27 protein-coding genes and 1 riboswitch are annotated in these 26,763 nt (G+C 68.1%); of the genes, 18 read left to right on the forward strand and 9 right to left on the reverse strand.

Annotation, left to right across the window (positions count from 1 at the left end; all coding sequences use genetic code 11):
- Window positions 1–86: 86 nt before the first annotated feature.
- Complete coding sequence (locus tag QW845_RS29995) at window positions 87–299, forward strand: hypothetical protein (RefSeq protein ID WP_315805115.1); 213 nt, start codon at window positions 87–89, stop codon at window positions 297–299.
- An 8-nt stretch (window positions 300–307) separates the two neighbouring features.
- Here the strand turns inward: QW845_RS29995 and QW845_RS30000 are convergent, their stop codons facing one another.
- Both QW845_RS30000 and QW845_RS30005 read right to left on the reverse strand, forming a co-directional pair.
- Window positions 308–880 carry a GNAT family N-acetyltransferase gene (locus tag QW845_RS30000; protein WP_315805116.1) on the reverse strand — a complete coding sequence of 191 codons (573 nt, stop codon included), beginning with the start codon at window positions 878–880 and terminating at the stop codon, window positions 308–310.
- Between the two features lie 8 nt (window positions 881–888).
- On the reverse strand, window positions 889–3,246 hold the full coding sequence (locus QW845_RS30005) for an Orn/Lys/Arg decarboxylase N-terminal domain-containing protein (protein ID WP_315805117.1): 2,358 nt from the start codon (window positions 3,244–3,246) through the stop codon (window positions 889–891).
- A 143-nt stretch (window positions 3,247–3,389) separates the two neighbouring features.
- Between QW845_RS30005 and cobT the strand changes: the two genes are divergently transcribed.
- Genes cobT through cobS form a run of 3 tightly spaced genes read left to right on the forward strand, consistent with a single transcriptional unit; the run spans window position 3,390 to window position 5,754 of the window.
- Window positions 3,390–4,445 (forward strand): nicotinate-nucleotide--dimethylbenzimidazole phosphoribosyltransferase, encoded by a 1,056-nt coding sequence (cobT, locus tag QW845_RS30010; RefSeq protein ID WP_315805118.1) that lies wholly within the window; start codon window positions 3,390–3,392, stop codon window positions 4,443–4,445.
- Complete coding sequence (locus tag QW845_RS30015; RefSeq protein ID WP_315805119.1) at window positions 4,445–5,038, forward strand: histidine phosphatase family protein; 594 nt, start codon at window positions 4,445–4,447, stop codon at window positions 5,036–5,038. Before cobT ends, QW845_RS30015 begins: the two co-directional genes overlap by 1 nt.
- Window positions 5,035–5,754 carry an adenosylcobinamide-GDP ribazoletransferase gene (gene cobS, locus QW845_RS30020; RefSeq protein WP_315805120.1) on the forward strand — a complete coding sequence of 240 codons (720 nt, stop codon included), beginning with the start codon at window positions 5,035–5,037 and terminating at the stop codon, window positions 5,752–5,754. Before QW845_RS30015 ends, cobS begins: the two co-directional genes overlap by 4 nt.
- Here cobS and cobD read toward each other — a convergent pair.
- Window positions 5,751–6,803 carry a threonine-phosphate decarboxylase CobD gene (cobD, locus tag QW845_RS30025; RefSeq protein ID WP_315805121.1) on the reverse strand — a complete coding sequence of 351 codons (1,053 nt, stop codon included), beginning with the start codon at window positions 6,801–6,803 and terminating at the stop codon, window positions 5,751–5,753. The two genes, cobS and cobD, sit on opposite strands and share 4 nt — an antisense overlap.
- Before the next feature lie 37 nt (window positions 6,804–6,840).
- Here cobD and cbiB point away from each other — a divergent pair, with 37 nt between their 5' ends.
- Window positions 6,841–7,812, forward strand: coding sequence for an adenosylcobinamide-phosphate synthase CbiB (gene cbiB / locus QW845_RS30030; protein WP_315805122.1), 972 nt, complete (start codon window positions 6,841–6,843; stop codon window positions 7,810–7,812).
- Here the strand turns inward: cbiB and QW845_RS30035 are convergent.
- The 3 genes from QW845_RS30035 to cobU are packed head-to-tail and all read right to left on the reverse strand — an operon-like array spanning window position 7,799 to window position 10,458.
- The gene (locus QW845_RS30035; protein ID WP_315805123.1) at window positions 7,799–9,292 is read right to left on the reverse strand and encodes a cobyric acid synthase; all 1,494 of its coding nucleotides are present in this window, start codon (window positions 9,290–9,292) and stop codon (window positions 7,799–7,801) included. The genes cbiB and QW845_RS30035 overlap by 14 nt on opposite strands.
- A gap of 4 nt (window positions 9,293–9,296) precedes the next feature.
- Entirely contained in the window at window positions 9,297–9,905 is a 609-nt protein-coding gene (gene cobO / locus QW845_RS30040) for a cob(I)yrinic acid a,c-diamide adenosyltransferase (protein WP_315805124.1), read from the reverse strand.
- Between the two features lie 16 nt (window positions 9,906–9,921).
- On the reverse strand, window positions 9,922–10,458 hold the full coding sequence (gene cobU / locus QW845_RS30045) for a bifunctional adenosylcobinamide kinase/adenosylcobinamide-phosphate guanylyltransferase (protein WP_315805125.1): 537 nt from the start codon (window positions 10,456–10,458) through the stop codon (window positions 9,922–9,924).
- Window positions 10,459–10,492: 34 nt separating this feature from the next.
- A riboswitch (cobalamin riboswitch) is annotated at window positions 10,493–10,686 on the forward strand.
- Window positions 10,687–10,804: 118 nt separating this feature from the next.
- Here cobU and QW845_RS30050 point away from each other — a divergent pair.
- Genes QW845_RS30050 through cobJ form a run of 8 tightly spaced genes read left to right on the forward strand, consistent with a single transcriptional unit; the run spans window position 10,805 to window position 19,738 of the window.
- A complete protein-coding gene (locus tag QW845_RS30050) occupies window positions 10,805–11,437 on the forward strand; it encodes a HupE/UreJ family protein (RefSeq protein ID WP_315805126.1) in 633 nt (210 codons plus the stop codon).
- 3 nt (window positions 11,438–11,440) lie between these two features.
- Window positions 11,441–11,836 carry a DUF1636 domain-containing protein gene (locus tag QW845_RS30055; protein WP_315805170.1) on the forward strand — a complete coding sequence of 132 codons (396 nt, stop codon included), beginning with the start codon at window positions 11,441–11,443 and terminating at the stop codon, window positions 11,834–11,836.
- Between the two features lie 20 nt (window positions 11,837–11,856).
- Window positions 11,857–12,894 (forward strand): cobalamin biosynthesis protein CobW, encoded by a 1,038-nt coding sequence (gene cobW / locus QW845_RS30060; protein ID WP_315718434.1) that lies wholly within the window; start codon window positions 11,857–11,859, stop codon window positions 12,892–12,894.
- Between the two features lie 9 nt (window positions 12,895–12,903).
- On the forward strand, window positions 12,904–16,326 hold the full coding sequence (gene cobN / locus QW845_RS30065; protein WP_315805127.1) for a cobaltochelatase subunit CobN: 3,423 nt from the start codon (window positions 12,904–12,906) through the stop codon (window positions 16,324–16,326).
- Entirely contained in the window at window positions 16,323–17,594 is a 1,272-nt protein-coding gene (gene cobG, locus QW845_RS30070; protein ID WP_315805128.1) for a precorrin-3B synthase, read from the forward strand. The genes cobN and cobG overlap by 4 nt, the downstream gene beginning before the upstream one ends.
- On the forward strand, window positions 17,587–18,219 hold the full coding sequence (locus tag QW845_RS30075) for a precorrin-8X methylmutase (RefSeq protein WP_315805129.1): 633 nt from the start codon (window positions 17,587–17,589) through the stop codon (window positions 18,217–18,219). The genes cobG and QW845_RS30075 overlap by 8 nt, the downstream gene beginning before the upstream one ends.
- The gene (locus QW845_RS30080; RefSeq protein ID WP_315805130.1) at window positions 18,216–18,974 is read left to right on the forward strand and encodes a precorrin-2 C(20)-methyltransferase; all 759 of its coding nucleotides are present in this window, start codon (window positions 18,216–18,218) and stop codon (window positions 18,972–18,974) included. Before QW845_RS30075 ends, QW845_RS30080 begins: the two co-directional genes overlap by 4 nt.
- Window positions 18,971–19,738 (forward strand): precorrin-3B C(17)-methyltransferase, encoded by a 768-nt coding sequence (gene cobJ / locus QW845_RS30085; RefSeq protein WP_315805131.1) that lies wholly within the window; start codon window positions 18,971–18,973, stop codon window positions 19,736–19,738. The genes QW845_RS30080 and cobJ overlap by 4 nt, the downstream gene beginning before the upstream one ends.
- Here cobJ and QW845_RS30090 read toward each other — a convergent pair.
- Window positions 19,702–20,475: a cobalt-precorrin-6A reductase gene (locus QW845_RS30090; RefSeq protein WP_315805132.1), complete on the reverse strand. Its 774-nt coding sequence runs from the start codon at window positions 20,473–20,475 to the stop codon at window positions 19,702–19,704. The genes cobJ and QW845_RS30090 overlap by 37 nt on opposite strands.
- Window positions 20,476–20,489: 14 nt before the next feature.
- Between QW845_RS30090 and cbiE the strand changes: the two genes are divergently transcribed.
- The 3 genes from cbiE to cobM are packed head-to-tail and all read left to right on the forward strand — an operon-like array spanning window position 20,490 to window position 22,884.
- Entirely contained in the window at window positions 20,490–21,725 is a 1,236-nt protein-coding gene (gene cbiE / locus QW845_RS30095) for a precorrin-6y C5,15-methyltransferase (decarboxylating) subunit CbiE (protein ID WP_315805133.1), read from the forward strand.
- Window positions 21,722–22,126 (forward strand): cobalamin biosynthesis protein, encoded by a 405-nt coding sequence (locus QW845_RS30100; RefSeq protein ID WP_315805134.1) that lies wholly within the window; start codon window positions 21,722–21,724, stop codon window positions 22,124–22,126. The genes cbiE and QW845_RS30100 overlap by 4 nt, the downstream gene beginning before the upstream one ends.
- Window positions 22,123–22,884 (forward strand): precorrin-4 C(11)-methyltransferase, encoded by a 762-nt coding sequence (gene cobM / locus QW845_RS30105; RefSeq protein ID WP_315805135.1) that lies wholly within the window; start codon window positions 22,123–22,125, stop codon window positions 22,882–22,884. The genes QW845_RS30100 and cobM overlap by 4 nt, the downstream gene beginning before the upstream one ends.
- Here cobM and QW845_RS30110 read toward each other — a convergent pair.
- Window positions 22,854–23,984 carry a cobalt-precorrin-5B (C(1))-methyltransferase gene (locus QW845_RS30110; RefSeq protein WP_315805136.1) on the reverse strand — a complete coding sequence of 377 codons (1,131 nt, stop codon included), beginning with the start codon at window positions 23,982–23,984 and terminating at the stop codon, window positions 22,854–22,856. The two genes, cobM and QW845_RS30110, sit on opposite strands and share 31 nt — an antisense overlap.
- 47 nt (window positions 23,985–24,031) lie before the next feature.
- On the opposite strand from QW845_RS30110, the gene QW845_RS30115 reads away from it, so the two are divergent.
- Entirely contained in the window at window positions 24,032–25,372 is a 1,341-nt protein-coding gene (locus QW845_RS30115; RefSeq protein ID WP_315805137.1) for a cobyrinate a,c-diamide synthase, read from the forward strand.
- Entirely contained in the window at window positions 25,369–26,025 is a 657-nt protein-coding gene (bluB, locus tag QW845_RS30120) for a 5,6-dimethylbenzimidazole synthase (RefSeq protein WP_315805138.1), read from the forward strand. The genes QW845_RS30115 and bluB overlap by 4 nt, the downstream gene beginning before the upstream one ends.
- Before the next feature lies 1 nt (window position 26,026).
- Here the strand turns inward: bluB and QW845_RS30125 are convergent, their stop codons facing one another.
- The gene (locus QW845_RS30125) at window positions 26,027–26,752 is read right to left on the reverse strand and encodes a formyltransferase family protein (RefSeq protein ID WP_315805139.1); all 726 of its coding nucleotides are present in this window, start codon (window positions 26,750–26,752) and stop codon (window positions 26,027–26,029) included.
- Between the last annotated feature and the right edge of the window lie 11 nt (window positions 26,753–26,763).

The raw sequence follows: 26,763 nt of genomic DNA on the forward strand, positions 1-26,763 counted from the left end.
TGCGTCGGCCGCTTGATATCGGTCAACAGCGGACGGAGAAGCGCGCTAACATCTCCTCGATCACTGCGTGAGAGGCAGGAGGTTGCATGTCGCGCTACGTCATCCATTTCCTGAAGGACGTGCTGGGCGAGAATGGCCGCCAGTGCGAGATTTGCCAGAGCACGCTGGAGGTTGAGGCCGACAGCGAAGGCGAAGCCGCAGAAATCGCAAAGTCCAGGTTCTGCGAACAGCAGGAGCTGCGCGACTGGTCGCTGCACGCCGACCGCATCGAGGTGAAGGCGGCCGACTTTCCCTCCTGAGCTGCGGCTCAGCGGCTCAGCCCAGCCGGTGCATCGCGGGCCCCGGGGCCGAGCGAGCGCTGCACCATCACGGTGTCGCACCAGCGGCCGTAGCGGTAGGCGACGCCCGGCAGCAGCCCCACTCTGGCGAACCCGAAGCGTTCGTGAATGCCGAGCGAGGCGACGTTGTCGGCGTCGATATAGCCGATCATCTGCCGATATCCTGCCGCGGCGGACGCATCGATCAGCGCCTGCATCAGCAGCCGGCCGACACCACGGCCGAGATGCTCATGGTGGACATAGATCGAATGCTTGACCGCGAACCGATAGGCCGGCCGCTTCCTGAACAGGACGACATAGGCATAGCCCACGACCTCGCCGCGGAATGTCGCAACCAGATGCGGCAGGCGATGATTGCGCAGATTCTTGCGCCGCTGCTTGAGATCGTCCGGCTCCGGCGCGCCGGAACCGGGGGCGCTGTCCTCGACCCCGCGGCGGACGTGCCGCCGGTAGATCGAGAGCATGGCCTCGACGTCCTCGTCGCGTGACGGCCTGACGAGGACCGGCGGCTCGGTCTCGCCAGCCGTGATCGTGCTGTCCATGGTTCGAATTACTCTGCGCAGACATAGGTATGGAGCCGGATCCGGCCGGACTCGTCGAGCTCCTTGTACAGCCCCTGGATCTCGACGTCGAAGCCGGGATAGGCGTTGAACGCCCGCTCGAACATCTTGAGGTAATCGATCATCGGCTGGGCGCGCGCGGAGAGCCGCTCGCCCGGAACGATGGTAGCGATGCCCGGCGGATAGACCACGAACGGCGTCGTCGCAACGCGCCCGGCGATCTGGTCGATCGGCAGGTAATCGACCTCGTTCCGCATCAGCGCACGCGCTGCCTCGCGCGGCGACATCGCGATCTCCGGCAAATGCTGCGGCTGGAACTGCTTTGCCTGCAGCGCGCTCACCTCGGCGTCGCGATAGAAACGATGCATCTCGCCGCAGAGGTCGCGCAGCCGCAGCTTGCCGTAGCGCGCAAAGCGCTTCCGGGTGAACTCCGGAATGGCGTCCTCCAGCAGCACGTTGTCATCGTGGAGCCGCTTGAAGGCGACCAGGCCGCTGATCAGGGTTCCGGCCTTGCTGGCCTCGACACCCGGCGTCAGCAGGAACAGCAGCGAATTGAGATCGTTCTTCTCCGCCACGATGCGGTTCTCGCGCAGATATTGCGCGACGATCGGCGCCGGGATGCCGTGGTCGGCATAGCCTCCGGTGGCGCGATCGAAGCCTGGGGTCAGCAGGGTCAGCTTGTTCGGATCGGTCATCGTGAAGCCGGCGGCGAGATCCGGAAAGCCGTGCCATGCGGCCCCGGGCGCGAGCTGCCAGAGGGACGCGTCGGTCGCGAGTTGGTCGGTCGAGATCGCCTCCCAGGCCACATCGTGGCTGGCTCCGGGATTGGCCGCATCGGGAATCGAGACGCGATCCGGAACGAACGGCTCGAAGAACCAGCGCCGTGCCGGATCCTTCTCCTTCTCCTCGAATTCCCTGCGCATCGCCCGGATCTTCTTGCGCAATTCGATGCCGAGTCGGATCGTGTCGTCCCACAGCACCTCGCCGGAGCGGCCCTTCATCATCTGCGCGCCGACGTCCAGCGAGGCGAACAGCGGGTAGAACGGCGATGTCGAGGCGTGCTGCATGAAGCTCTCGTTGAAGCGCCGATGCTCGATCCGCCGCCGCTGCCCCTTGATGTGGCGGTCCTTGACGTGGATCTGCGAGGCCTGGGAGAAGCTCGCGAGCTGCTTGTGGGTCGATTGCGTGGCGATGATGCCTGGTGCGTCGGGTCCGAGATCGCCGAGGCCCATGGCGAAGCGGCCGGCATAGAGCGGGTGGAACTTCATGAACCCCGCCCAGGCCTCGTCGAACATGATGTAGTCGCAGAGGTGGCCGATCCGCTTCAGGATCATCTCGGCGCTGTGGATCGTGCCGTCATAGGTGCACTGCTCGACCACCGCGACACGGAACGGGCGCGGCTTGCGCCAGGCGTCGGGATCCTTGACCAGCGGGTTGTCCCGGATCTGTTGCCGCAGGTGCTCCTCGTCGAGCAGATCCCAGCGCATCGGGCCGATCAGACCCCAGGGGTTGCGGACTGTCGGGACGTAGATCGGGACGCCGCCCGAAATCAGCAGCGCGCCATGATGGGCGGCCTTGTGGTTGTTGCGATCGAAGAGCACGAGGTCGCCATCGGTGACCAAGGCCCCCAGCACGACCTTGTTGGACGTCGACGTGCCGTTGAGGACGAAATAGGTCTTCTCGGCGCCAAAGATCTGCGCCGCTTCCTTCTGCGCGCGCAGCGCCGGTCCTTCATGTGTCAGGAGATCGCCGAGATCGAGCACGGAATTGTCGAGGTCGTCGCGAAACACCGCCTCGCCGAGATGCTCGACGAAGATCCGGCCGATCGGGCTGCGGCTGTAGAACACGCCGCCATTGTGGCCGGGACAGGTCCAGAGCTGGTTGCCTTCCTCGGCATAGTCGACCAGCGTGCCGAAGAACGGCGTCTTCAGCGTCTCGGCATATTGCTTCAGCCGGCTGATCAGGTTCTTGGCGATGAAGGCGGGCGTCTCCTCCGACAGGAAGACATAGCCGTCGATGAAGTCGAGCACCTCGACCGGCAGATCCTCGAACCGCTTGCGGCGGATCAGGAGGATGATCGGGAAGTCCAGTCCGCGCCGGCGCATCAGATTGATCAGCGACGCCGTCTTGCCCTCCAGTCCCTTCTTGCCCCAGTCGACGACCATGCAGCCGATCGCGGCGTCCGTCTGCACCGCGATCTCGGCGTCCTCCAGCTTGCGGGCCCGCACCACCTCGAAGCCCGAGCGCTGGATCTCCTCGATGATCTGGTTGAAGCGGACGCCCGCAAGATCGTCGGTTTCGAACACGGGCGCGGCGAACAGGAAGGTGAAGCGACGGGAATATTCCATGAGAGTCTTTCGGGCTGGGTGGGGCAGCCACCTGTCGTCACGTTCGATGACGGTTCAATGACAATCGGGCACTCACGGAGCTTGTCTCGGCCGTCTCGCGGTGGCAATCGTCCCGAACCCGAGTGACGCTGAAAGGATCCGCGGTGCTTCCTGAATGGATCAGCCTTGATTGTGCGGCCCCGTCCGAACTCCATCGGCAGGCGGCGCTGGAACGCCAGGCGCAGTTGACCAAGCCGTTTGGCGCCCTTGGGCGATTGGAGCAGGTGGCGGTCGAACTGGCGGCGCTGCAGGCCCTGGAACGGCCGGGGGCCGACAGGGTCCCGGTGGTGCTGTTCGCAGGGGATCACGGCATCGCGGCGCAGGGCGTGTCGGCCTATCCGCCGGAAGTGACGGTGCAGATGCTGCACAACTTCGCGGCCGGTGGTGCGGCGATCTCGGTGCTGGCGCGCAGCCTGGGCTGCCCGCTTGAGGTAGTCGACGTCGGAACGCTGGCGCATGAGCCGGTGCCCGGCGTCGTCGTCGACAAGCCACGGCGCGGCACCCGCGATTTCAGCACCGAGGCGGCGCTGACGCCGGAGGAGGTTACGTTCGCGGTGGAAGCCGGACGGCGCGCGGTGCTGCGGCAGGCCGATCACGCGCCGCAACTCGTGATCTTCGGCGAGATGGGGATCGGCAACACGACGTCGGCGGCAGCGATCGCCGCAGCGCTGCTGTCCTGTGCGCCTGTCGACACCGTCGGCAGCGGCACCGGGCTCGACGCCGACGGGCGGGCCAGGAAGGCCGCGGTGATCGCCGACGCATTGCGGCGACACGGGCTCACGGCGGGAGCGGCCGTCGCGGACATCCTGAAAGCGGTCGGCGGCTTCGAGATCATCGCGATGGCCGGCGCGATCGTCGCCGCCGCGCAGCGGCGCTGGCCGGTGCTGGTCGACGGCTTCATCGTCTCGGTCGCGGCGCTGGTTGCCGTCCGCCTCAATCCTTCCTGCCGTCCGTGGCTGTTGTTCTCGCACCGCTCGGCCGAACGCGGCCACGCCATCGTGCTCGACGTGCTCGGCGCCCGTCCTCTGATCGACCTCGATCTGCGGCTCGGCGAGGCCTCGGGCGCCGCCACCGCGCTGCCGATCATCAGGCTGGCCTGCGCGCTCCACGGGGGCATGGCGACCTTCGCGGAGGCCGCCGTCTCGGGAGCCAAGTCCTGATGCGGATCGATCTGCTGCGGCACGGGACGACGGGGCGGGATGGCCATCTCGATGGCCGCACCGATCCGCCGCTCAGCGAATCCGGCTGGGATATATTCCGGCGGCAGACGCAGAGCCAGATCTGGCGCAGCGTCGTCAGCTCGCCGTTGGCGCGCGCACGTGCGGCAGCGGAGGATTATGCGCGTCAGACCGGCTGCGCGCTGAACATCGACGCGGATTGGAGCGAGCTCGATTTCGGGCGCTGGGACGGGCGAAGCCGCCGTGACATCGCCGCCGAGTCCGGGGGGGAAGGCTTGCTCGACGCCTTTCATGCCGATCCCACAGTCCGGGCACCGGGCGGTGAGAGCTGGGTCGATCTGCGAGCGCGTGTCACGCGCGCGACTGATCGCATTCTGGCAAAGTCCGAGTCTGCGCCGGTTCTGGTGGTGACGCATGGCGGCGCCATGCGTGCCGCGTTGTCGCATCTGCTTGGCTGGCCGCTGCGCCAGCTATGGAGCCTCCGTATCTGTCCCGGCACGCGGATCACGCTCGAAGCCGGGCAGGGCGATGATGGTGTAGCTTGGGGCGAAATCGTCGAGATCATCCAGCCATGAGTCTGCGTGAATTCTGGATCGCATTGCAATTCCTGACGCGGCTACCGACCCCGCGCGTCGCGGAGTCGCGGCCGGACGATCTTGCGCGGGCGTCGGTCTGGTTTCCGGCAGCCGGACTGGTGATTGGCGCCTGTCTGGCGCTGATCGCCCGCCTTTTTCATGAGGCCGATCCGTGGATCGTCGCGCTCGCCGTGCTGGTCGCCTGGATCTGGATCACCGGCGCGCTGCATCTCGACGGGCTCGGCGACGTCGCCGATGCGTTCGGCGCCGCGCATGGCAAGCCCGAGCGCTTCGTCGCCGTGCTCGGCGATCCCCATGCCGGCAGCTTCGCCGTGGTCGCGATATCGCTGCAGATCGCCGCCAAGCTGGTGCTGACCGCCGAGCTGGCCACGGGCCCGACGGCCTGGGTGCTGCTGCTGATCCCGGCCTGGGCACGGCTGGGAACGCTGGTCTGCACCAAGACGCTACTGTCGTTGAAGCCGGGGCTCGGCGCGAGCGTCTCGAACAGCGTCGGTTGGAATGTCATTATCGCGTGGGGCGGCGTGCTCGTGATCGCCGCGCTGGCCGGCGCGGTCCCGACGCTGCTCGCCATCGTGCTCCTGCCGGCGGTCGCATTCTATTGGCAATGGCGGCTCGGCGGCATCACTGGTGATTGCCATGGCGCCAGCATCGAGGTCACGGAAACGCTGCTGCTTGCCGCCTGCGTGCTCGGCTAGAAGGCGCCGCCGAGCGCCTGCGCCAGCCGCTGCCACTCGGACTCATCGCCCGGCAGGCCGAAGCGCAGCCAGTTTGGCTGAGCCGGAAAACGCCGAACGTGGATGCCGTGCCGGGCGAGCCGCTCGGCCAATGCGGCAGCATTCGCGTTCTCGACCAGCCTGAACAGGGGTGTTCCGCCAAGAGCCCTGGAACCGAGGCTGTGAATTTGGCAGCCGGACGCGGTCAGCATCGTATCGAGCCGTTGTCCGTCGGACACCAGCCTCACGCGTGCGTCCCGCAGCCATTGGTCGTCAGCCAGAGCAATCGAACCTATCGCAAGCGCAGGTCCAGACACGGCCCATGGACCCAGCGCACGGCGCAATTGATCGGCCAGGTCCTGGGAAGTTATGGCAAAGCCGAGCCTCAATCCTGCCAGGCCGTAAGCCTTTCCGAACGATCGCAACACCAGAGTGGCTGGTGGCAAGCTCGGAATCAGGCTCGCCTCCACGGGACAGAAATCAGCAAAAGCTTCGTCTACCACAAGCAGGCCGTTGCGACGCGCGAGCGTCACGCCGAGCAAGTGGAGCGTGGCGCGTGGCAGCAATCGTCCAGTGGGATTGTTCGGGTTGACCACAATGGCGACGTCTGCTTCCGCCAGCGCATCGACCTTGTCGACCAAACGCACTCGGTGACCGCAGCGGCGCCAGCAGAGCTCATGTTCTTCGTAGGTCGGCGTAAACACAGCGACCGAACTTGAAGCGCGCAGGCGCGGCAGAATCTGCAGCAGCGCTTGGGTGCCTGCGGCCGCAACAATCGATGCGGGTGTCTGCAGGCGGTACCGTGCAGCGGCAACGGACAGCAGCGCGTCCTCGTCGGGCTTGCTGGGCAACCGTGTCCAGCTCTCAGCCGGGACCGTCGGCACGGGGTAAGGGATCGGATTGATGCCGGTCGACAGATCGATCCACGGCAGCGGTGCGTCCGGGTAGAGACGGCTGACCGCAGCGAGATCGCCGCCGTGAAGGATCGCTTCCGGCTCATCCTTATGCGTGCTAGTCGCTCTGTCGTCCATCTCGTTCCTTTACATGCCTTTCCTTCAGCGGAGATCGATGTTCGTCTCTCTCGCGCTCACGGCGCTCCTCGTCGAGGCGGCCGTGGGCTATCCCCAGGTCCTGGTGCAGCGGATCGGTCATCCCGTGATGTGGATGGGCGCGCTGATAGCATGGGGCGACCGCCGCTGGAACAGGGCAGCAGACAGCTTTGCCGCACGACGCGCGCGCGGCATTGGGCTGGTGTGCCTGCTCGTCGTCGGGATGATGGCCACCGGCCTTATTGCAGCATGGGTCGTGCAGGCGCTCGTCGGCGAGCCGGTTGCAACCATCATCCTTGGTGTGGCGGCAAGCAGCCTGCTGGCCCAGCGCAGTCTCGATACGCATGTCGCAGCCGTCGCCGAAGGATTGGAGCAGCAGGGACTCGACGGCGGCCGCCAAGCCGTCTCCATGATCGTCGGCCGCGATCCCGAGCGGCTGGATGAAGCCGGCGTCGCGCGGGCTGCGGTCGAGAGCCTGGCGGAAAACTTCTCCGATGGAGTCGTCGCGCCGTTGTTCTGGCTCGTTGTCGGCGGATTGCCGGGCATCCTGATCTACAAGGCTCTCAACACCGCCGACAGCATGATCGGTCACCTCTCGGACCGTCACCGCGCGTTCGGCTGGGCGGCGGCGCGGCTCGACGATCTCGTCAATCTGCCGGCCTCGCGCCTGTCCGCGCTGTGGATCGCAGCCGCTGCGGCCTGCATCCCCAGCGCCTCGACTTCGGCCGCGGTGCGAGCCGTTACACGCGATGCATCGAAGCATCGTTCGCCCAATGCCGGCTGGCCGGAAGCGGCGATGGCCGGTGCACTCGGACTGCGCCTGGCGGGCCCGCGCGTCTATCACGGTCATCTCGTCACCGACGCCTGGATGGGAGACGGGCGCGCCGATCTCGACGCGTCCGACATCCGGCGCGCCTTGCGGCTGTATCGGCTAGCGTGTCTGGTTCAGGCCGTGGTCGTCGCAGGACTCGTCCTGGTCAGGATCGTGTAGCCGCCTCCGGTGGTGCGGGCTGGCTGGCCAGCGCGAGGATGCGGTCGACGTCGACGTGGCGTTCAAGATGCGCCGCGAATGCATCCAACGTCGTGTCCACATCGGTCTCATAGACGAGGCCGCTCGTCGTCGAGCCGAGGCCGCGCAGCCAGTGGCTACGCAGGCCGTCGTCGGCGAACAGGCCATGTACGTAGCAGCCGGCAACCAGGCCATCGGCCGTGATGGCACCATCGCGCCGGCCATCGGAGAAGGTCAGGAAGGGGCGCTGTGTCGCCAGTCCCTCGGTGCGGCCGATATGCATCTCGTAGCCGTGAAACGACAATTGACCGTCCATCAGCGTGCCCTGGACCTCGCGCAACGCCTTGTCGTCGGTCAGGGTCGTTTCGACGTCAAGCAGCCCAAGTCCCGTGACAGAACCAGATGCCCCCTCGTGTCCGTCGGGATCGCTGATCATGCGTCCGAGCATCTGATAGCCGCCGCAGATGCCGAGCACGCGGCCGCCGCGGCGCAGATGCGCGATGAGATCGATGTCCCAGCCGGCGTCACGCAGGGCGCTGAGATCGGCGATCGTCGCCTTCGAGCCCGGCAGGATCACGATGGATGCGTCGCCAGGAATCGGCGTGCCCGGGCGCAGGAACTGCAGGTCGATTCCGTCCTCCAGCCGCAACGGATCGAACTCGTCGAAATTGGAGATGCGCGGATAGGCGAGGATGACGACCTTCGGCCTGCGTCCTTCCGATGATCCGCGTTCAGCCAGTCCGAGCGCATCCTCGGCGGGCAGGCGGCGCGCATCGGAAAAATGCGGAATGAGCCCGAGCGACGTCCAGCCCGTCCGCTGCGCGATCTCGTTGATGCCCGACGCGAATAACGCCGGATCGCCGCGGAACTTGTTGACGAGGAAACCCGCGATGCGTGCGGCATCCGCGGGCGCGATCACCGCCTGGGTGCCGACCAGGCTCGCAATGACGCCGCCGCGGTCGATGTCGCCGATCAGCACCACCGGAATCTGCACCGCCTGGGCAAAGCCCATGTTGGCGATATCGCCGGCGCGCAGGTTGATCTCGGAGGCGGAGCCGGCGCCTTCGACCAGCACGATGTCGGCATCAGCAGCCAGATGGTGAAAGCTCTCGAGCACCGCATTCATCAATTGCGGCTTCATCGCCTGATAGGCCGACGCCTTGGCGTTGCCGATGACGCGGCCCTGCACCACGACCTGCGACCCGATCTCGCTCTGCGGCTTCAGCAGCACCGGGTTCATGTGCACCGTCATCGGCCGCCGCGCCGCGCGCGCCTGCAGCGCCTGGGCGCGGCCGATCTCGCCGCCATCCGTGGTGACGGCGGCGTTGTTCGACATGTTCTGCGGCTTGAACGGCGCCACTTTCAGGCCGCGCAAGGTCAGCGCACGCGCGAGCCCCGCGACGATCAGCGATTTGCCGACGTCGGAGCCGGTGCCCTGGAACATGATGGCGCGCGCGCTCATGAGCCTAGTACTCGATGCCTTCCTGCGCCTTCACGCCGGCCGCGAAATGATGCTTCACGAGGTTCATCTCGGTCACGAGATCGGCGGCCTCGATCAGCTCCGGCTTGGCGTTGCGGCCGGTGACGACCACGTGCAGGTCGGGACGGCGCCCTGCGAGCGTGGCGACGACGTCGGTGATATCAAGGTGATCGTAGCGTAGCGCGATGTTGAGCTCATCGAGGACGAGCAGCCGGATCGACGGATCCGCCATCAGCTCCTTTGCCTTGGCCCAGGCGCGCTCGGCCGCGGCGACGTCGCGCGCACGATCCTGGGTCTCCCACGTGAAGCCTTCCCCGAGCGTGTGCCACGACACCTGGTCGCCGAACGTCTCGATCGCCTTGCGCTCGCCGGTTTCCCACGCGCCCTTGCCGAACTGCACGACGCCGATGCGAAAGCCGCGGCCGATCGCGCGCAGCATCAGGCCCCACGCCGCCGTCGATTTGCCCTTGCCCTTGCCGGTGTGAACGATGAGCAGGCCCTTCTCCACGGTCTTGGAGGCGACCTCGGCATCCTGCACCGCCTTGCGGTTCTCCATCTTCGCCTTGTGGCGTGAATCGTCGGCGCTTTCGGTCACGGGCATGTTCTCCTTGTCACTTCAAAGTCAACGGCAGTCCTGCCGCCATCAGGATTACGCGATCGGCCACGGCCGCGACGTCCTGGTTCAATCGTCCCTGGGCATCGCGAAAGGCGCGCGCGAGCGCGTTGTCCGGCACGATGCCCAGTCCGACTTCGTTGGACACGGCCACGATCGGGCCAAGCGCGTTCCCGAGCGCGTCGATCAACTCGGCGCATCTGGCCGGCACGTCCATGTCGGCGAGCATCACATTGCTGAGCCAGAGCGTCAGGCAATCGATCAGCATGGGCGTGCCCGAATCTCCGCTTGCCCGGACGAGGCTAGGTAGATCATGCGAGGTCTCCAGCGTCTGCCATCCCTCGGTGCGGCGCGCCTTGTGCTGGGCGATCCGGTCGGTCATTTCGGCGTCGAACGCCTGCGCCGTCGCAACATAGGTCCAGGGCGGCGGAAGGGCGGTGACGAGCGCCTCGGCATGGCGGCTCTTGCCCGAGCGCGCGCCGCCGAGCACCAGCGTCAGGCGCGGCAGGACGGGGTGCGGCGGGGCAGGGGCCATGGGGACGATTCCGATTGACGGGCTTTGGCGCGACCCGTATCTAACAGATGACGGTTCTCCGAAAGGAGAGATTTAGGGAACACGGTGCGGGTTCTTGACCCAAGGCCGTGGCTGCCCCCGCAACTGTAATCGGCGAGTGTGAGGCCAAGACACCACTGGGAAACCGGGAAGGTGGCCTGATGCAGCGACCCGAGAGCCAGGAGACCTGCCGTCGACATTGCTGTTGGCCGACCCGTCGCGCGGGGAGTCGCGATGCTGGTTCTGATCCCGCCGGGATGGGCGGGATGCCGTCGGATGCAGCGCATCGTCCGGTCCTCTGGGGAGCCGGCAAGCGACGGAGACGGCCATGAAGTTGACCCGTACCACGATCTTTGCAGCCGCGAGCCTGTTGCTGCTCGCCGCCGATCCCGCCTTCGCGCATCACATGATGGGCGGCAAGCTGCCGCAGACGTTTGCGCAGGGGATGCTGTCCGGCCTCGGCCATCCCATCATCGGAATCGACCATCTGGCGGCGATCGTGGGCGCAGGCATCGTTGCAGCTCTTCTGGGCCGCGGCTTCGCGCCGGTGCTCGCCTTCACCACCGCGATGATCGCGGGCGTCGGCCTGCATGTGGCCAAGGCCAACATCCCGGCTGCCGAGCTGCTGGTCGGCCTGACCACCGCCGTGGTTGGGCTGGTGGTGGTGATGCGTGGGCGTTTCGGCGTGTTGCCGGTTGCCGGCCTGTTCGCCGTGACCGGCCTCGTCCACGGATATGCGCTGGGTGAATCGATCGTCGGCGCCGAGAACTCTCCGCTTGGAGCCTATCTCGCCGGGCTGCTCGTGATCCAGACCGTCATCGCGGCCGGTGCGTTCCTCGGCACCAGGCTGCTGTCGGCGAAGGCCAAGGCGGCTGCGCCGCTGGCGCTGCGGCTCGCGGGCGCTGCCATCGTGCTGGTGGGCGGCGTTGCCGCCGCAACGGCCGCCGGCGTGATCGGCTGATTGATGATCGCATCGGAGACTGGAGAGACGACGCTGTTCGTCTGCGTCACCTGCCGCACGCAGGCGCCTGAAGCTGCGCCGCCGGACGAGCCGCGGGCCGGTGCCCGTTTGCTCGCAGCCATCGAGACGGTGCCGGCCGCGCAGCGCGCCGGCGTCACCGTTGTCGGTGTCGAGTGCCTGTCGAACTGCAATCGTGCGTGCACGGTTGCGGTGACAGCGCCGGGCAAATGGACCTATGTGCTCGGCGCGCTCGATCCGGATCTGCATGCGCGGGATGTGCTGGCATTCGCGCAGCTGCATCAGCGCCATGATGCGGGCCTGCCGGCCTGGCGCGAGCGCCCGGAATACATCCGCAAGAACACCGTCGCGCGCGTGCCTGCGCTGTCGGCGCCACGCTGAAACCGAGAGATCGCATCGCCATGACGAAGTCGTTCGCCAAGACGCCTTGCACCATCGTCACCGGTTTTCTCGGCGCCGGCAAGACGACGCTGGTGCGCAATCTGATCGAGACCGCGAACGGCCGCCGGCTCGCCATCATCGTCAACGAGTTCGGCGACGTCGGCATCGACGGCGACATCCTGAAGGGCTGCGGCGTGCCGGACTGTCCGGAGGATCGCATCGTCGAGCTGTCGAACGGCTGTCTGTGCTGCACCGTCGCCGACGATTTCGTGCCCGCGCTCAGGAGCCTGCTGGATCAGAAGGAGCCGCCGGAGCATATCGTGATCGAGACCTCGGGGCTGGCGCTGCCGAAGCCGCTGGTGCAGGCCTTCAACTGGCCCGAGATCGCGACGCGTGTCACGGTCGACGGCGTCGTGGCGGTCGTCGACGGCCCGGCGGTGGTTGCGGGCCGCTTCGCCGACGATCCGGAAGCGCTCGCGGCGCAGCGCGCCACCGATGCCTCGCTCGATCACGACAACCCGCTGGAGGAGGTCTACGAGGACCAGTTGCTGTGCGCCGATCTCGTCGTGATGAACAAGAGCGATCTGATGAGCGAGGAGCAGCGCAAGGATGTCGCCGCCGAGATCGCCGCCAAGGTGCAGCGCGCGGTCAAGGTGATCGCGACCGAGCATGGCAGGCTGTCGGCGTCGGTGCTGCTCGGGCTCGGCGCCGCAGCGGAGGATGATCTCGCCGCCCGGCCGTCGCATCACGACAACGAGGCCGAGCATGATCACGACGATTTTGAGAGCTTCGTGCTCGACGTCCCGGCGCAGGCCTCGCCCGATGCGCTCGTCGACCGGATCGCGGCCGCCGTCGATGCGCATGATGTCTTGCGGGTGAAAGGGTTCGTGGAAGTTGCCGGCAAGCCGCTGCGCCTCCTGGTGCAGGCCGTGGGCAGCCGCATCCAGCATCAGTTCGAGCGCCCGTGGCGCTCGGGCGAATCGCGGCAGGGGCGGTTGGTGATCATCGGCGAGCGCGGCCTCGATGCCGCCGCCATCCAGAGCCTGATCACAGGGTAGGCGTCACCGATGCACCTGCTGGCGACAACGGGCGGGGATCTCGACGACCTCGAACAGGCCGTGGATCTTGCGCAGTCGCCGGCCGAGATCGTCGTGCTGTCGTTCTCGGACACCGACCTGTCGGCGTTGGCCGAAGCCTGGACCGCGACGTCGACCGAACTGCCCAGCCTGCGCCTCGCCAGCCTGAAGCGGCTGAAGCATCCGATGTCGGTCGATCTCTATGTCGACCGCGTCGTGCTCGGGGCGCGCGCCGTCGTCGTGCGTTGTCTCGGTGGGCTCGACTATTGGCGCTACGGGCTGGAGCGCATCGCGTCGGCCTGCCGCAGCCGCAACATCCTGTTCGCGGCACTGCCGGGCGATGATCGCGCCGACGACCGGCTCGATGCGCTCTCGACCTTGCCGCACGACGCGACGTCGCGGCTTTACGGCTATCTGCACGAGGGCGGCGTCGGCAATGCGCGCGAGGCGCTGCGTTATCTCGCGCGCCTGCTTGGCCGTGACGCGCCGTTTGCCGAGCCGATCGCGATCGGTCCGATCGTCGGCTTTACGCGCGACCGCGGCGCGGTCGGCATCGATGACCTCTGCAGCCACGATGATGCACGGCCGAGCGCGCTGATCGTGTTCTACCGTGCGAGCCTGCTCGCCGCCGATACGGCCGGGATTGCGGAATTGATGCGTTCGATCGAAGCCGAAGGGCTGGCGGCGGTCGCGGTCGCGGTGACCAGCCTGAAGGATCCCAGCATCGGCGATGCGCTGGTGCGACTGGTCCGGCACCGGCGTCCTGCAGTCATCTTGAACGCGACCGCGTTCTCGGCGCAGCGCGAGGACGGCACAACGGCGCTCGACCTCGCGGACGCGCCGGTTCTGCAGATCATCCAGGCACAGAGCACCGAGGAAGCCTGGGCTTCCTCGGCGCGTGGACTGTCGCCGACGGACCTTGCGATGAATGTCGTGCTGCCGGAGCTCGACGGCCGGCTGCTGGCGCGCCCGATTGCGTTCAAGGGTGAGGCGCCGGCGGATGAGCGTCTGCAGTTCGGCGCGATGCGCTATGTGCCTCAACAGGACCGCATCGCTTACGTCGCCCGGCTGGCGGCGCGATGGGCGCGCCTGCGGGCGCTGTCGGCCGGCGAGCGGCGCGTGGTGCTGATGCTGTCCGATTATCCGTCGCGCGGCGGCCGACGCGGCTATGCGGTCGGGCTCGACACCAGCGCAAGCGGGGCCGCGATCGCGCGGCTGTTGGCGGACAGCGGGTACGACATCGGCCGCGCAGCGCCGACCGCTGAAGACATCGAAGCGCTGCTGCGGGACGAGGCAGATGAGCTCGTCGTGCCGCTCGAAATCTATCGGTGCGCGCTGGCGCTGCTGCCGGATGATCTGCAGCGCGTCTTGCACGATACCTGGGGAGAGGCGGATGTCGACCCGGCATTCCGGGATGGCGCGTTCCGTTTCCCGGTGCTGCGTACAGGAAAACTTCTGATTTTGTTGCAGCCGGATCGTGGCCATCGCGCCGACCGCAAGTCCGGCTATCACGACACCAGCATGCCGCCGCGGCACGCTTTCGTCGCGCTGTACGCGCATCTGCGAGAGGCCGAGCGGATCGATGCGCTGATTCATCTGGGCGCGCATGGCACGCTGGAATGGCTGCCTGGCAAGGCGCTGGCGCTGTCGAACGCGTGCTGGCCGGAGGCCGTGCTGGGCCCGCTGCCGGTGATCTACCCCTTCATCGTCAACAATCCCGGCGAAGCGATGCAGGCCAAGCGGCGGTTGTCGGCGCTGACGCTCGGGCACCTGACGCCGCCGCTGTCGCAAGCCGGTCTGCACGGACCGTTGCTGGAGCTGGAGGGGCTGGTCGAGGAATATGCCGAGGCCGACGGTCTCGACAAACGGCGCCTGAAGCTGCTCGAGGAGGAGATCGTCGCGCGGGCCTGGCAGAGCGGCCTGGCCGCCGATTGCGGGCTCGACCGTGCCATGGCCGGACGCGAGGCGATCGCGCAGCTCGATGCGCAGCTCTGCGACATCAAGGAGCTCGCGGTGCGCGACCGCCTGCATGTGTTCGGCGAGGCGCCCGACACGGCCGCGACCGGCCTGCTGGCCGATGCGATCACGGCGGCCGTGGGGCCGGCGGCCGTGGCGGTCGATCGCGTCGACATCGCGGCCCGGATCGCTGCGAGCGCTGCGGCCGAGCGCACCGCGTTGCTCGCTGCGCTCGATGGCCGGCGCGTCGCCGCCGGTCCGGCCGGCGCGCCGAGCCGCGGCCGTCTCGACGTGCTGCCGACCGGCCGCAATCTGACCGCGATCGACCCGCGCGCGATTCCGACCCGTACTGCGGCTCTGGTTGGCCAGCGTGCCGCCGACGAGGTGATCCGGCGCTATCTGCAGGACCATGGCGACTACCCGCGCGCGCTCATGCTCGATCTCTGGGCGTCCGCATCGCTGCGCACGGGGGGTGACGATCTGGCCCAGGCCTTGGCTTATCTCGGCGTGCGGCCGCGCTGGGATCTCAACTCCAATCGCGTCACGGGCGTCGATGTGCTGCCGTTGGCGATGCTCGATCGCCCGCGCATCGATGCGACGCTGCGGATCTCGGGGCTGTTCCGCGACCTGTTCGAAGCGCAGATCGCGCTGTTCGATCTCGCCGTGCAGAAGGTGGCGGCGCTCGACGAGGACGATGCCGACAATCCGCTGGCCGCGGCCCGGCGGCGCGGCGAGAGCCTGGCGCGCGTGTTCGGCGGCGCGCCCGGCAGCTACGGCGCCGTTGCCGCCGATCTCGCGCTCGGGATGGACTGGACGAGCCGGTCGCAGCTCGGCGAGGCGTATCTTGAGAGCACCGCTTACAGTTTCGGCGGAGCGCATGACGGCGTGTCGGCCTCCGACACGTTTCGCGCCCGCGTCCGCAGCGCCGATGCCCTCGTGCATCCGCAGGACGATCGTGAGCGCGACCTGCTCGATGGCGAGGAGGCCGCCGATTTCGCCGGAGGTTTTGCCGCCGCCGCAGCGTCGCTTGGCGCGTCGCCCGCGCTGCTGCATCTCGACACCAGCCGTCCAGAGGCGCCGACGGCGCGGAGCTTCAGTGAGGAGATTGCCCGCGTGGTCCGCGGCCGTCTCGCCAATCCGCGGTGGATCAACGGAATGCTCGCTCACGGCTATCGCGGCGTGGCCGAGATCGCGCAGGGCGTCGACGCGCTCTATGCCTTTGCGGCCACCTCCGATGCCGTCGCCGAGCACCTGTTCGATCTGGCGCATGGCGCGCTGCTGCGCGACGAGGCCGTGCTGGACGGGATGGTCGCGCGCAATCCTGCGGCTGTCGCTGCGATCGTCTCGCGGTTCGAGGATGCGCTGCGCCGGCAGCTCTGGGTGCCGCGCCGCAATGCGGTCGCTGACGAGATCGTGCAGGCTCGCGCGCGCCTCACGCAAAAGGAGAGCGTGTCGTGAGCGCCGCGGTCGAGATCAAGGGCTGGTGTCCGGGCGCGCGGCGTCCGATGCCGAGCGGCGACGGGTTGATCGTTCGCGTCCGGCCGCATGGCGGCGCGCTGCCGGTGTCGACGCTGCGCGAGCTTGCCGAGGCCGCGCGGCGTTACGGCAACGGCGAGATCGACCTCACGCGCCGCGCCAATCTGCAGATACGTGGCGTATCGTCCGAGACGCTCGTGCCGCTGTGGGAGCTGATGGCATCGCTCGGCCTGCTCGATGACAGCGCCGAGCTCGAAGCCATCCGCAACATCGTCGTCAATCCGCTGGCGGGACACGACCCGGCCGAACGGGCCGACATGCGACCCGTCGCGGGCGAGCTGGAGACGTTGCTGGCCTCGGATCAGACGCTCCATGCGCTGCCGCCCAAGTTCGGCTTTGCGCTGGACGGCGGCGGCCGGCTGCCGCTGACGGAGCTCGCCGCGGATGTTCGTCTCGTCGCCTGTGGCGGCACTCGGGGGAGGCGTGTCGCCGTCGGCATTGCGGGTTCCGATGATCCCGTGTGGCTCGGAACGACAGCCGTGATCGACGCGGCATCGACGGCCGTTCACCTCGCGCGGCTGGTGCTGCAACTTAGCCCCACGCGCCGCTCCGCGACGTTGCCGCCGTCCGCGATCGCCGCGGTCAGCGCAAAGCTGAACCTTGACGTTTCCGACATCGCGCCACCGTCAGCCGCCATGGGGCAGCGACATTGCGGCGTCATTGCTCTCACGGATCAAACCTGCGCCGTCGGTCTCGGCGTGCCGTTCGGCCGCATCGATAGCGACGCGCTGGCGCGGCTTACGGCCGTGCTCGCGGCACATGATGTCGCCGAGGTCCGCCTGTCACCATGGCGCGCGCTATATGTCGTCGCGGGCGCCGTGAGTGCAGGGCAATTGGTGGCGGACGCAGCCCGGCTCGGCCTGGTCGTCGACGACGCCGATCCACTGATGCACATCGACGCCTGCTCGGGCGCCGGCTGCTGTCCGTCCACGGAATTGGCGACGCGGCAGCATGCCCGCATGATCGCCGATGCGATGGCCCGGACGGGATTCAACGGCACGCTGCACGTCTCCGGCTGCGCCAAGGGCTGTGCACGGTCGGCGGCTGCCGACATCGTGCTGGTCGGCGAGGCCAAAGGTTATCACATCGTCCGCCACGGCACGGTGAAGAGCGAGCCCTGCGGCATGCTCGATCCCGCCGAGATCGACGTCGACGGGTTGTTCGAAACGAAAGAAAAGGCCGATGTCTGAGCTCCGCGACTACATCAAGGACGGCGCGGAGATCTACCGCCGCTCGTTCGCGACCATCCGCGCCGAGGCCGACCTGTCGCGCTTCCAGGGACTGGAAGAGAAGATCGCCGTGCGCATCGTCCATGCCTGCGGCATGGTCGAGATCACCTCCGACATCGCGATGTCCGAACATTTCGCCGCGGAGGCGCGGGCGGCGCTCGATGGCGGCGCGCCGATCCTGTGCGATGCCAAGATGGTGGCGCAGGGGATCACGCGGGCGCGGCTGCGGGAGAAGAACGAGATCATCTGCACGCTCGAGGCACCCGAGGTGCCCGCGCTTGCCGCGAAGCTTGGGACCACCCGATCCGCCGCGGCGCTGGAGCTGTGGCGGCCGCATCTCGGCGGCGCGCTGGTGGCGATCGGCAATGCGCCGACGTCGTTGTTTCATCTGCTCGACATGCTCGATCAGGGCGCGCCGCGACCGGCTGCGGTGATCGGGACGGCGGTTGGGTTCGTTGGAGCGCGGGAGTCCAAGGAGGCGCTCGCGGCCGATGGCCGGGTGCCGTATCTGATCGTGAAGGGCCGCAAGGGCGGCAGCGCGATGGCGGTCGCGGCGGTGAATGCCATCGCGAGCGACGTCGAATGAGCCTCTTAGACACCATCGCGGGCTCGGCTCATCCCGGCACGCTGTACGGCATCGGCGTCGGTCCGGGCGACGTTCGCTATCTGACCTTGCGCGCCGCCGGCCTGGTCCGGTCCGTCGATGTGGTGGCGTTCTTTGCCAAGCGCGGCATGGAAGGCAACGCGCGTCGGATCGTGACGCCCTTGATGGAAGCCGGCCGCCACGAGCTGCGGCTCGAATATCCGGTCACGGAGGAACTGCCCGTCGCCGACCCGTCCTATCAGTCAGAGATCGCCGATTTCTATCGGCGCGCGTCGGACAGCATCACCGCGCATCTGGCGGCGGGGCGATCGGTCGGTCTGCTGTCGGAAGGCGATCCGTTCTTCTACGGCTCGTTCATGCATATGTGGCGGCGACTGGAGCACGATCATCCGGTCGAGGTGGTGCCGGGCGTCACCGGCATGTCCGGCTGCTGGACAAAGGCCAATGTTCCGATCACCTGGGGCGACGACGTCCTCTCGGTGCTGCCGGGCACGTTGGGCGAGGACGTCCTGCATGATCGGCTGACGCGTTGCGAGGCTGCCGTGATCATGAAGGTCGGGCGCAACCTCGCCAAGGTGAAGCGCGCGATCATCAGCGCCGGATTGCTCGATCGCGCGCTCTATGTCGAGCGCGGCACGATGGAGGCGCAGCGCGTCGCGCCGCTGGCCGAGGTGGAGCTGGACCGCGGTCCCTATTTCTCGATGATCCTGATCCCCGGGCAGGGGCGACGGCTATGACGGGCACGCTGACCATCGTGGGCGTCGGCCCGGGGCGGGCCGAATTGATCACGCCCGCCGCCGCGGCCGCCATCGCAAGCGCGACCGATCTGATCGGCTATGGACCGTATCTCGACAGGGTGACCTCGACGAGTCCGGGCCAGATCCGGCACGCCAGCGACAATCGCGTCGAGCTCGACCGTGCGCGCCACGCACTGGCGCTCGCACGCGACGGCAAGCAGGTCGTGGTGGTGTCGGGCGGTGATCCCGGCGTGTTCGCGATGGCCGCGGCGGTGTTCGAGGCGGTCGAGGCGGGACCGCCGGCTTGGCGCGACCTCGACATCCGCGTCGAGCCTGGCGTCACCGCCATGCTGGCGGCCGCGGCTGAGGTCGGGGCGCCGCTCGGCGGCGACTTCTGCGCGATCTCGCTCTCCGACAATCTCAAGAGCTGGACGACCATCCGTCGCCGCCTCGAGGCGGCCGCCGCGGCCGATTTCGTCATTGCGCTCTATAATCCGCTGTCCAAGGCGCGGCCTCATCAGCTGGGCGAGGCGTTCGCGCTGCTGCGCCAGATCAAGCCGGCTTCGACCGTCGTCGTCATGGTGCGGGCCGCGGGCAGTGGTGATGTCGGACGGATCATCACCACCTTGGGCGAGGTCGATCCCGGCAAGGCGGACATGCGCACGCTCGTGCTGATCGGATCGAGCGCCACGCGCCTGATCGCGCGCGAGGGAAAGTCGCCGTTTGTCTATACGCTGCGCCGTGAGGTCGAGGGCGGGGCATGAACCAGTTGTGCCTCCAGCCACTGCAATGCGGCTCGCGCGCCGTCCAGCGCGATGCCATGCGGCTTGTCGGGTCTTGCGATCATCACCACGGGAATCGCGAGCCGCCGCGCGGCTGCGATCTTCGGATACGTGGCCGCGCCTCCGGAGTTCTTCGATACCACAAAGGCAATGCGCTCTTGGGTCAGAAAGGCTTGCTCTGTCGGCTCGTCGAACGGCCCGCGATCGTGGACGAAGCGAATGTCGGGCGGCAACGCGACGTCGCCAGGCGGGTCGATGGTTCGCGCGACGTAGTGGTGCTGCGGGGCTGCTGCGAAGGCTGCGAGCTCCAGGCGGCCAAGACTGAGGAATACACGCGCCGGATCCGTTCCGAGCGCGGAAGCCGCGTCGTCGGCACTGCCGACTTCGATCCAGCGGTCCCCGGCCTGGCGTTGCCAGGCCGCGCGCCGGATCGACGCCAGCGGCACCGACAGCGCATGGCAGGCTGCGACCGCATGGCGCGAGATCTGGTCGGCGTAGGGATGCGTGGCATCGATGACGGCGTCGATCGCATGATCCCGCAGCCAGGCTTCCAGTCCGGCGGTGCCGCCGAAGCCGCCGATGCGCGTCGGCAGCGGCTGCGGTCTGGGCGCGGCGGTGCGGCCGGCGAGCGAGAGCGTCGCTGCGAACCGGTCGTCGCCGGCGAGCAGCCGCGCCAGCTCCGAAGCCTCGGTCGTCCCGCCAAGAATGAGAATACGCATGCGGGGCAGTGTCCATGGTGAACTCGGCCGCAACTTGCAACGCGCAGCGCTGGCTGTCCATCGTCGGGATTGGCGAGGATGGTGTTGACGGTCTCTCGACGTCCGCACGACGTCTCATCGCGCAGGCGGCGCTCGTGGTCGGAGGCGCGCGCCATCTCGAACTTGCCGCGCCGTTGATCGCGGGGGAACGGCTGGCTTGGCCCAGCCCGTTGAAGCTCGCGTTCGATCAGATCGCGTCGCGACGGGGACAGCCCGTCGTCGTTCTCGCAAGCGGCGATCCTTTCAACTACGGCGTCGGCAAGCAGCTGATGCAGCGCTTCGCGTCCGCCGAGATGCTTTGCGTCCCGCAGCCCTCGGCCTTCAGCCTCGCGGCGGCACGGCTCGGCTGGCCGCTGCAGGACGTGGCGCAGGTGACGCTGCACGGCCGCCCGCTGGAAGGGATCATCCGCCATCTTGCGCCGGGGGCGCGCATTCTGGCGCTGGCCTGGGATGGATCCACTGCCGCAAGGCTCGCCGCGCTGCTGACCTCGCGCCGCATGGGACGTTCGCGCCTGACGGTGCTGGAAGCGATCGGCGGCCCACACGAGCGGGTGCGAGGCGCGCCAGCTGACGCGTTCGATCTCTCCGATATCCATCCGCTGACGACGATCGCGATCGAGGTCGACGCGGAGGTTGATGCGCCCGTGATCCCGCTGACCGCCGGTCTTGCCGATGACCTGTTCGAGCATGACGGCCAGTTGACCAAGCGTGACGTTCGCGCCGTGACGTTGTCGGCCTTGGCGCCGCGTCCAGGCGAACTGCTGTGGGACGTCGGGCTGGGCTCGGGCGCGGTGGCAATCGAGTGGCTGCTGCGGCACGGCTCGCTGCGCGCGATCGGGATCGAGGCGCGGCAGGACCGGGCCGACCGGGCGATGCGCAACGCGCTGGCGCTCGGCACTCCCGAGCTGAAGGTGGTGATGGGACGCGCGCCGGCGGTGCTGGCGGATCTGGAAGCGCCCGATGCGGTCTTCATCGGCGGCGGCATTTCGGAAATGGGTGTGTTCGAAGCCGTCTGGTCGCGGCTGAAACCCGGCGGCCGCCTCGTCGCCAACGTGGTGTCGCTCGAAGGCGAGGCGCGGCTGAGCGCGTTGTTCGGCCAGCATGGCGGTGAACTGATCCGCATCGCGGTTTCGCGCATCGAGCCGGTCGGCCGCATGCACGGCTGGCGGCAGGCCATGCCGATCACGCAGTGGCGGGTGACGAAACCATGATCGCGCTCGGAATCGGTTGCCGGCGTGCCGCCAGCGTCGCAGACATCGAGGCGGTGATCGCACAGGCGCTCTCGCTTGCACGCCTCGCCCCGGCAGACGTGGCGGTGCTCGCCACGGCGGCGGACAAGGTCAGCGAACCCAGCGTGATCAGCGCCGCGCGCCGGCTTGGCCGCCCGCTCGTCGGAGTGGCCTCTGCTGACATGGCGGCTGTCGCCGATCGCGCGATCACGCGAAGCGATCGCGTCAGGCGCCTGAAGGGTGTACCTTCGGTTGCCGAGACGGCGGCGCTGGCTGCCGCCGGCGCGAATGCCCGGCTGGTCCTGGCGCGCGTCGCAAACGCCGTAGCGACCTGCGCGCTGGCGGAGGGCGAGGCGGCCATCGATGCGGAGCGTGCGCCATGACGGTGCACTTCATCGGCGCCGGTCCCGGCGCCCCGGACCTGATCACCTTGCGCGGCCGTGACCTGATCGCGCGCTGTCCGGTATGTCTCTATGCGGGCTCGCTGGTCCCTCGAGCGCTGCTCGATCATTGCCCGCCCGGCGCACGTATCGTCGACACGGCACCGATGTCGCTCGACGAGATCGTGGCCGAGATCGAGCGCGCCACGCTCGCGGGCGACGACGTGGCGCGGCTGCATTCCGGCGATCTCTCGATCTGGAGCGCGCTCGGCGAGCAATTGCGGCGCCTGGATGCATTGCGGATTCCCTACACGATCACACCCGGTGTGCCGTCGTTCGCGGCGGCGGCGGCCGCGCTTGGCCGCGAATTGACCTTGCCGGGATTAGCCCAATCGGTGGTGCTCACGCGGACCTCCGGCCGCGCGTCGGCCATGCCGGACACGGAGCAGCTTTCGCTGTTCGCGCAGTCGCGCGCCACGCTCGCCATCCATCTCTCGATCCACGTTCTCGACAAGGTCGTCGAGGAGCTGCGGCCGCATTACGGTGACGACTGTCCGGTCGCGATCGTCTATCGCGCGAGCTGGCCGGACCAGCTGGTCCTGACCGGCACGCTGGCGACCATCGTCGGCCAGGCCGCGGCTTCCGCCGTGGAGCGGACCGCGCTGATCCTGGTGGGCCGCGCGCTCGCAGCCGAGGATTTTCGCAACAGCGCGCTGTACGATGCCGACTATCAGCGGCGCTTCCGTGGGAGGGGCGAATGAGCCGGCCCTCGACTTTGTCCGACCAGCCGGCCGTCGCGATCGAACACGGCGACGTCGAGCGCCATGTCGTTGTCGCCCAGCGCGCGCCGCGCCGTCGTCCAGGCGGCGAGCGCGACGGCCTCGCCGGCAGGAAATCCGACCCGCTGGGCCTCCTGCAGCACCTGCAGCGCGGTGTTGGCCGCGCGTGCGCGCGTGACCAGCGTGTCCGGCGCGCCGGCGTCATGCAGCGTGGTCGCGAGCCAGCCGAGATCGACCTCTCCGGCGCGCGAATGCAGGTCGAGCAGGCCCTGGCCGAGCTTGGTCATCTTGGCGAAGCCGCCGGCCACGGTGACGCGGGCCACCGGATGTCGGCGCAGATATTTCAGCATGCCGCCGGCGAAATCGCCCATGTCGATCAGCGCCGTCTCCGGCAGGCCGTGGAGCTGCTGCACGGCCTTCTCGGAGGTGCTTCCCGTCGCGCCGGCGATGTGCGGCAGGCCGGCCGCGCGCGCGACGTCGATGCCGCGATAGATGGAGTGGATCCAGGCTGCACAGCTGAACGGCACCACGATCCCCGTGGTGCCGAGGATCGACAGGCCGCCGACGATGCCAAGCCGCGGGTTGAGCGTCTTTCTGGCGAGCTCCTCGCCGCCGGGAATGGAGATCTCGACGGCCACGTCGCCTGTCGCACCGAGCTTTGCCGAGGCTTCGCCAATCGCCGCCGTGATCATCTCGCGCGGCACCGGATTGATCGCAGGCTCTCCCGGCGGCAGCGGCAATCCCGGTCGTGTCACGGTGCCGACGCCGGGGCCGGCGCGGAACGTTACGCCGGAGTGGTCTGCACCGCGCCGCAAGGTTGCTCTGACCAGCGCACCATGCGTGACGTCAGGATCGTCGCCGGCGTCCTTGACCACGCCCGCGGTGGCCTTGATGCCGTCGGCCTCATGCATCGCGATCGCAAAGCCGACGCGACGTCCGCCAGGCAGGACGATCTCGACCATGGCAGGACAGTTGCCCGTGATCAGCAGCTCGTAGGCGGCGCGCGCTGCGGCCGTGGCGCAGCTGCCGGTCGTCCAGCCACGCTTCAGCGGTCGGTTCGGCGGATCCGCGATGTCCATCATGTCGGTTCGCATAGCACATTTTGCCATGCCTCGGCGGCGTTACGGCCATGAGCACGGCGGCGCCCAGCGGAATCATCATCGCCGCGCCGCGTTCGGGCGCCGGCAAGACGACCGTCACGCTCGGGCTGTTGCGTGCACTCAGCCGGCGCGGCGCGCGCGTGCAACCCTTCAAATGCGGCCCGGACTATATCGATCTCGCCTATCACACGGCCGCGGCACAACGGACGAGCTACAATCTCGACAGCTGGGCGATGTCCGCGCCGCAGCTGCTCGGGCTTGCCTGCGGCGTTGCCGCCGACGCCGATATCGCCCTCGTCGAGGGCGTCATGGGCCTGTTCGATGGCGCGTCACATCCCGGGCGCGCGGGCAGGGGCTCGGCCGCAGATCTTGCAGCCCTGACCGGCTGGCCGGTCGTGCTCGTTCTCGATGTCAGCGGGCAGACCGAGACGGCCGCCGCCGTCGCGCTCGGCTGCGCGCGTTTTCGCGACGATGTCCACGTGGCCGGGGTGATCCTCAATCGGGTCGCGAGCGAGCGGCACCGGGCGCTCATCGAGCCGGCGTTTGCGACCGTCGGAATCGAGGTGCTCGGCGCGCTGGCACGGGACGCGCAACTGACCTTGCCGGAACGCCATCTCGGGCTGGTCCAGGCCCAGGAGATCACGGCCATCGAGGCCCATCTCGAGCGTCTCGCGGCAAGCGTGTCCGGGTCGGTCGATCTCGACGCGGTGCTTGCTCTCGCAAATCCGATTCGGGCGCCTGGCCTCCCCGCGCTGAGCTCCAGCCTCGGCATCAAACCGCCCGGACAGCGCATCGCGCTCGCATCAGATGCGGCCTTCTCGTTCAGCTATCCGCATCTGCTGCGGCACTGGCGCGCTCAGGGCGCGGAGGCCATCCCGTTCTCGCCGTTGAACGACGAGGCTCCTGATCCGGCAGCCGACGCGGTGTGGCTGCCAGGCGGCTATCCCGAATTGCATGCGGGACGGCTGGCCTCGGCGCGGTCGTTCCTGGACGCGTTGCGCGCGATGGCCTCGCGCGGCGTGCCAATCCACGGCGAGTGCGGCGGCTACATGACGCTAGGCGCGGGACTCGAAGATGCCCATGGTGTCCGGCATGCGATGGCTGGGCTGCTGTCACTGGAAACGTCGTTCGCGCGACGCCGCCTGCATCTCGGCTATCGTCAAGCGACGCTCTTGGTCGACTGCAGCCTCGGCCCGAGAGGGGCCGTCGTTCACGGCCACGAATTCCATTATGCAACCATCCTGAGCGAGGCAGACGATCCGCTGATCGCGTGCCGCGATGCCTCGGGCGGCGTCATCGCCGAGCGCGGCGCCCGGCGCGGGTCGATGACCGGATCGTTCCTGCACGTCCTGAGCGGGGAGGGCGCATGAGCGAGCCAGGCCGAAGCCCTCCGCAGTTCGACGCGACATTCCGGCAGCGCTTTGCCGAGCTGGTGCGCTGGCGTCGCGACGTCCGCCGTTTCCGCGCCGATCCGGTCTCCCTTGAGCTGATCGAGCAGTTGCTCGTTCTCGCGTCCTACGCGCCGTCCGTCGGCTTCTGCCAGCCTTGGCGGTTCGTGCTCGTCGAGAGCGCCGAACGCCGCGCGACGGTGATCGAGAACTTCCAGCATGCGAACCAGGCGGCGCTCGCCGGCTATGATGGTGAGCGGCGCGCGCTCTATGCAAGCCTCAAGCTGGAAGGCTTGACGCAGGCGCCGGTCCATCTCGCCGTCTGTGCCGACGAAGGCGCTGCCACCGGGCATCGTCTCGGCCGCGCCACGATGCCGGAAACGCTCCGCTACTCGGTGGTCGCAGCGATCCAGACGTTCTGGCTGGCGGCGCGCGCGGAAGGTCTCGGCGTTGGCTGGGTGTCGATCCTGGACCCGGAGGCTGTCTGTCGCGCGCTCGAATTGCCGTCGGACTGGAGCCTGATTGCGTATCTCTGCGTCGGCTGGCCGCAGGAGGAGCATGACGATCCCGAGCTGGAACGTCACGGCTGGGAAACGCGGCTCGACCAGACCGTGATCAAGCCGCTCAAGCGTTAGGTCACGACGCGAGCGCCAACGCCGGCGCGTCAACCGTCATCGGCTCGCCGACGGCGGCCTCGGCGCGCATGAGCTGAAACCGTGTGCCGTGCAGGTTGACGGTCAGTGGAATGCCGCGGAAATCGTCGTGAAAGGCGTGGATGCGGCGCGCCATCTCGGATCGATCGATGTCGGCGGGCATGTCGCATAGGGCGGCGTACGTCTGCCTCGTGCTCTTGGTGCCGCTCCAACCGGTGCCGAGCGCCGGCAGCGGGCCGGCCTGGCAGGCGAGGTCGCGCGACATCCGCCAGAACAGATAGGCGAGCCGCACGAACGCCATCTGCTCCAGGCCGCGGACATCCACGCCTTGGGGGATGTCGAACGGCTCGACACCGACGATCGCGCCGCAGTCGACCCGGGTCTCCATCGCGTGGGCCGTCGCGCCGAAGCGCTTCGTACCGTCGTACATTGCGAAATGGGCCGGCGCCCAGCCGGGATAATCCGGTGGGCCCGGATGAAAATTGTAGGCGCCGTAACCGAGCGCCTGAAGGATGGCGGCAGGCACGACGACGCCGGTCGTGAACGCAAGCAGGCGGGATCTGCCGAGCACGTCGCGTTCGATGGCTTCGAGGTCCTGCAGGCTGACCGCGCAACGGAATGCGAGGGCAGGGTTGTGCGCCCGCAGGAGCTCGGACAACGCGAGCTGCTGGTCACGGCTGCCGGTGAGAAGAATGATGGTGTCGAACATGATTTGTCCTG

It is taken from the genome of Bradyrhizobium sp. SZCCHNS3002 (assembly GCF_032377435.1).
In the GTDB taxonomy this organism is placed as follows: domain Bacteria; phylum Pseudomonadota; class Alphaproteobacteria; order Rhizobiales; family Xanthobacteraceae; genus Bradyrhizobium.

Coding starts and splice junctions, on each gene's coding strand:
- QW845_RS29995 (WP_315805115.1), top strand. CDS start 87: ATGTCGCGCTACGTCATCCATTTCCTGAAGGACGTGCTGGGCGAGAAT.
- QW845_RS30000 (WP_315805116.1), bottom strand. CDS start 880: ATGGACAGCACGATCACGGCTGGCGAGACCGAGCCGCCGGTCCTCGTC.
- QW845_RS30005 (WP_315805117.1), bottom strand. CDS start 3,246: ATGGAATATTCCCGTCGCTTCACCTTCCTGTTCGCCGCGCCCGTGTTC.
- QW845_RS30015 (WP_315805119.1), top strand. CDS start 4,445: ATGCGGATCGATCTGCTGCGGCACGGGACGACGGGGCGGGATGGCCAT.
- cobS (WP_315805120.1), top strand. CDS start 5,035: ATGAGTCTGCGTGAATTCTGGATCGCATTGCAATTCCTGACGCGGCTA.
- cobD (WP_315805121.1), bottom strand. CDS start 6,803: ATGGACGACAGAGCGACTAGCACGCATAAGGATGAGCCGGAAGCGATC.
- cbiB (WP_315805122.1), top strand. CDS start 6,841: ATGTTCGTCTCTCTCGCGCTCACGGCGCTCCTCGTCGAGGCGGCCGTG.
- QW845_RS30035 (WP_315805123.1), bottom strand. CDS start 9,292: ATGAGCGCGCGCGCCATCATGTTCCAGGGCACCGGCTCCGACGTCGGC.
- cobU (WP_315805125.1), bottom strand. CDS start 10,458: ATGGCCCCTGCCCCGCCGCACCCCGTCCTGCCGCGCCTGACGCTGGTG.
- QW845_RS30050 (WP_315805126.1), top strand. CDS start 10,805: ATGAAGTTGACCCGTACCACGATCTTTGCAGCCGCGAGCCTGTTGCTG.
- QW845_RS30055 (WP_315805170.1), top strand. CDS start 11,441: ATGATCGCATCGGAGACTGGAGAGACGACGCTGTTCGTCTGCGTCACC.
- cobW (WP_315718434.1), top strand. CDS start 11,857: ATGACGAAGTCGTTCGCCAAGACGCCTTGCACCATCGTCACCGGTTTT.
- cobN (WP_315805127.1), top strand. CDS start 12,904: ATGCACCTGCTGGCGACAACGGGCGGGGATCTCGACGACCTCGAACAG.
- QW845_RS30075 (WP_315805129.1), top strand. CDS start 17,587: ATGTCTGAGCTCCGCGACTACATCAAGGACGGCGCGGAGATCTACCGC.
- QW845_RS30080 (WP_315805130.1), top strand. CDS start 18,216: ATGAGCCTCTTAGACACCATCGCGGGCTCGGCTCATCCCGGCACGCTG.
- cobJ (WP_315805131.1), top strand. CDS start 18,971: ATGACGGGCACGCTGACCATCGTGGGCGTCGGCCCGGGGCGGGCCGAA.
- QW845_RS30090 (WP_315805132.1), bottom strand. CDS start 20,475: ATGCGTATTCTCATTCTTGGCGGGACGACCGAGGCTTCGGAGCTGGCG.
- cbiE (WP_315805133.1), top strand. CDS start 20,490: ATGGTGAACTCGGCCGCAACTTGCAACGCGCAGCGCTGGCTGTCCATC.
- QW845_RS30100 (WP_315805134.1), top strand. CDS start 21,722: ATGATCGCGCTCGGAATCGGTTGCCGGCGTGCCGCCAGCGTCGCAGAC.
- cobM (WP_315805135.1), top strand. CDS start 22,123: ATGACGGTGCACTTCATCGGCGCCGGTCCCGGCGCCCCGGACCTGATC.
- QW845_RS30110 (WP_315805136.1), bottom strand. CDS start 23,984: ATGATGGACATCGCGGATCCGCCGAACCGACCGCTGAAGCGTGGCTGG.
- QW845_RS30115 (WP_315805137.1), top strand. CDS start 24,032: ATGAGCACGGCGGCGCCCAGCGGAATCATCATCGCCGCGCCGCGTTCG.
- bluB (WP_315805138.1), top strand. CDS start 25,369: ATGAGCGAGCCAGGCCGAAGCCCTCCGCAGTTCGACGCGACATTCCGG.
- QW845_RS30125 (WP_315805139.1), bottom strand. CDS start 26,752: ATGTTCGACACCATCATTCTTCTCACCGGCAGCCGTGACCAGCAGCTC.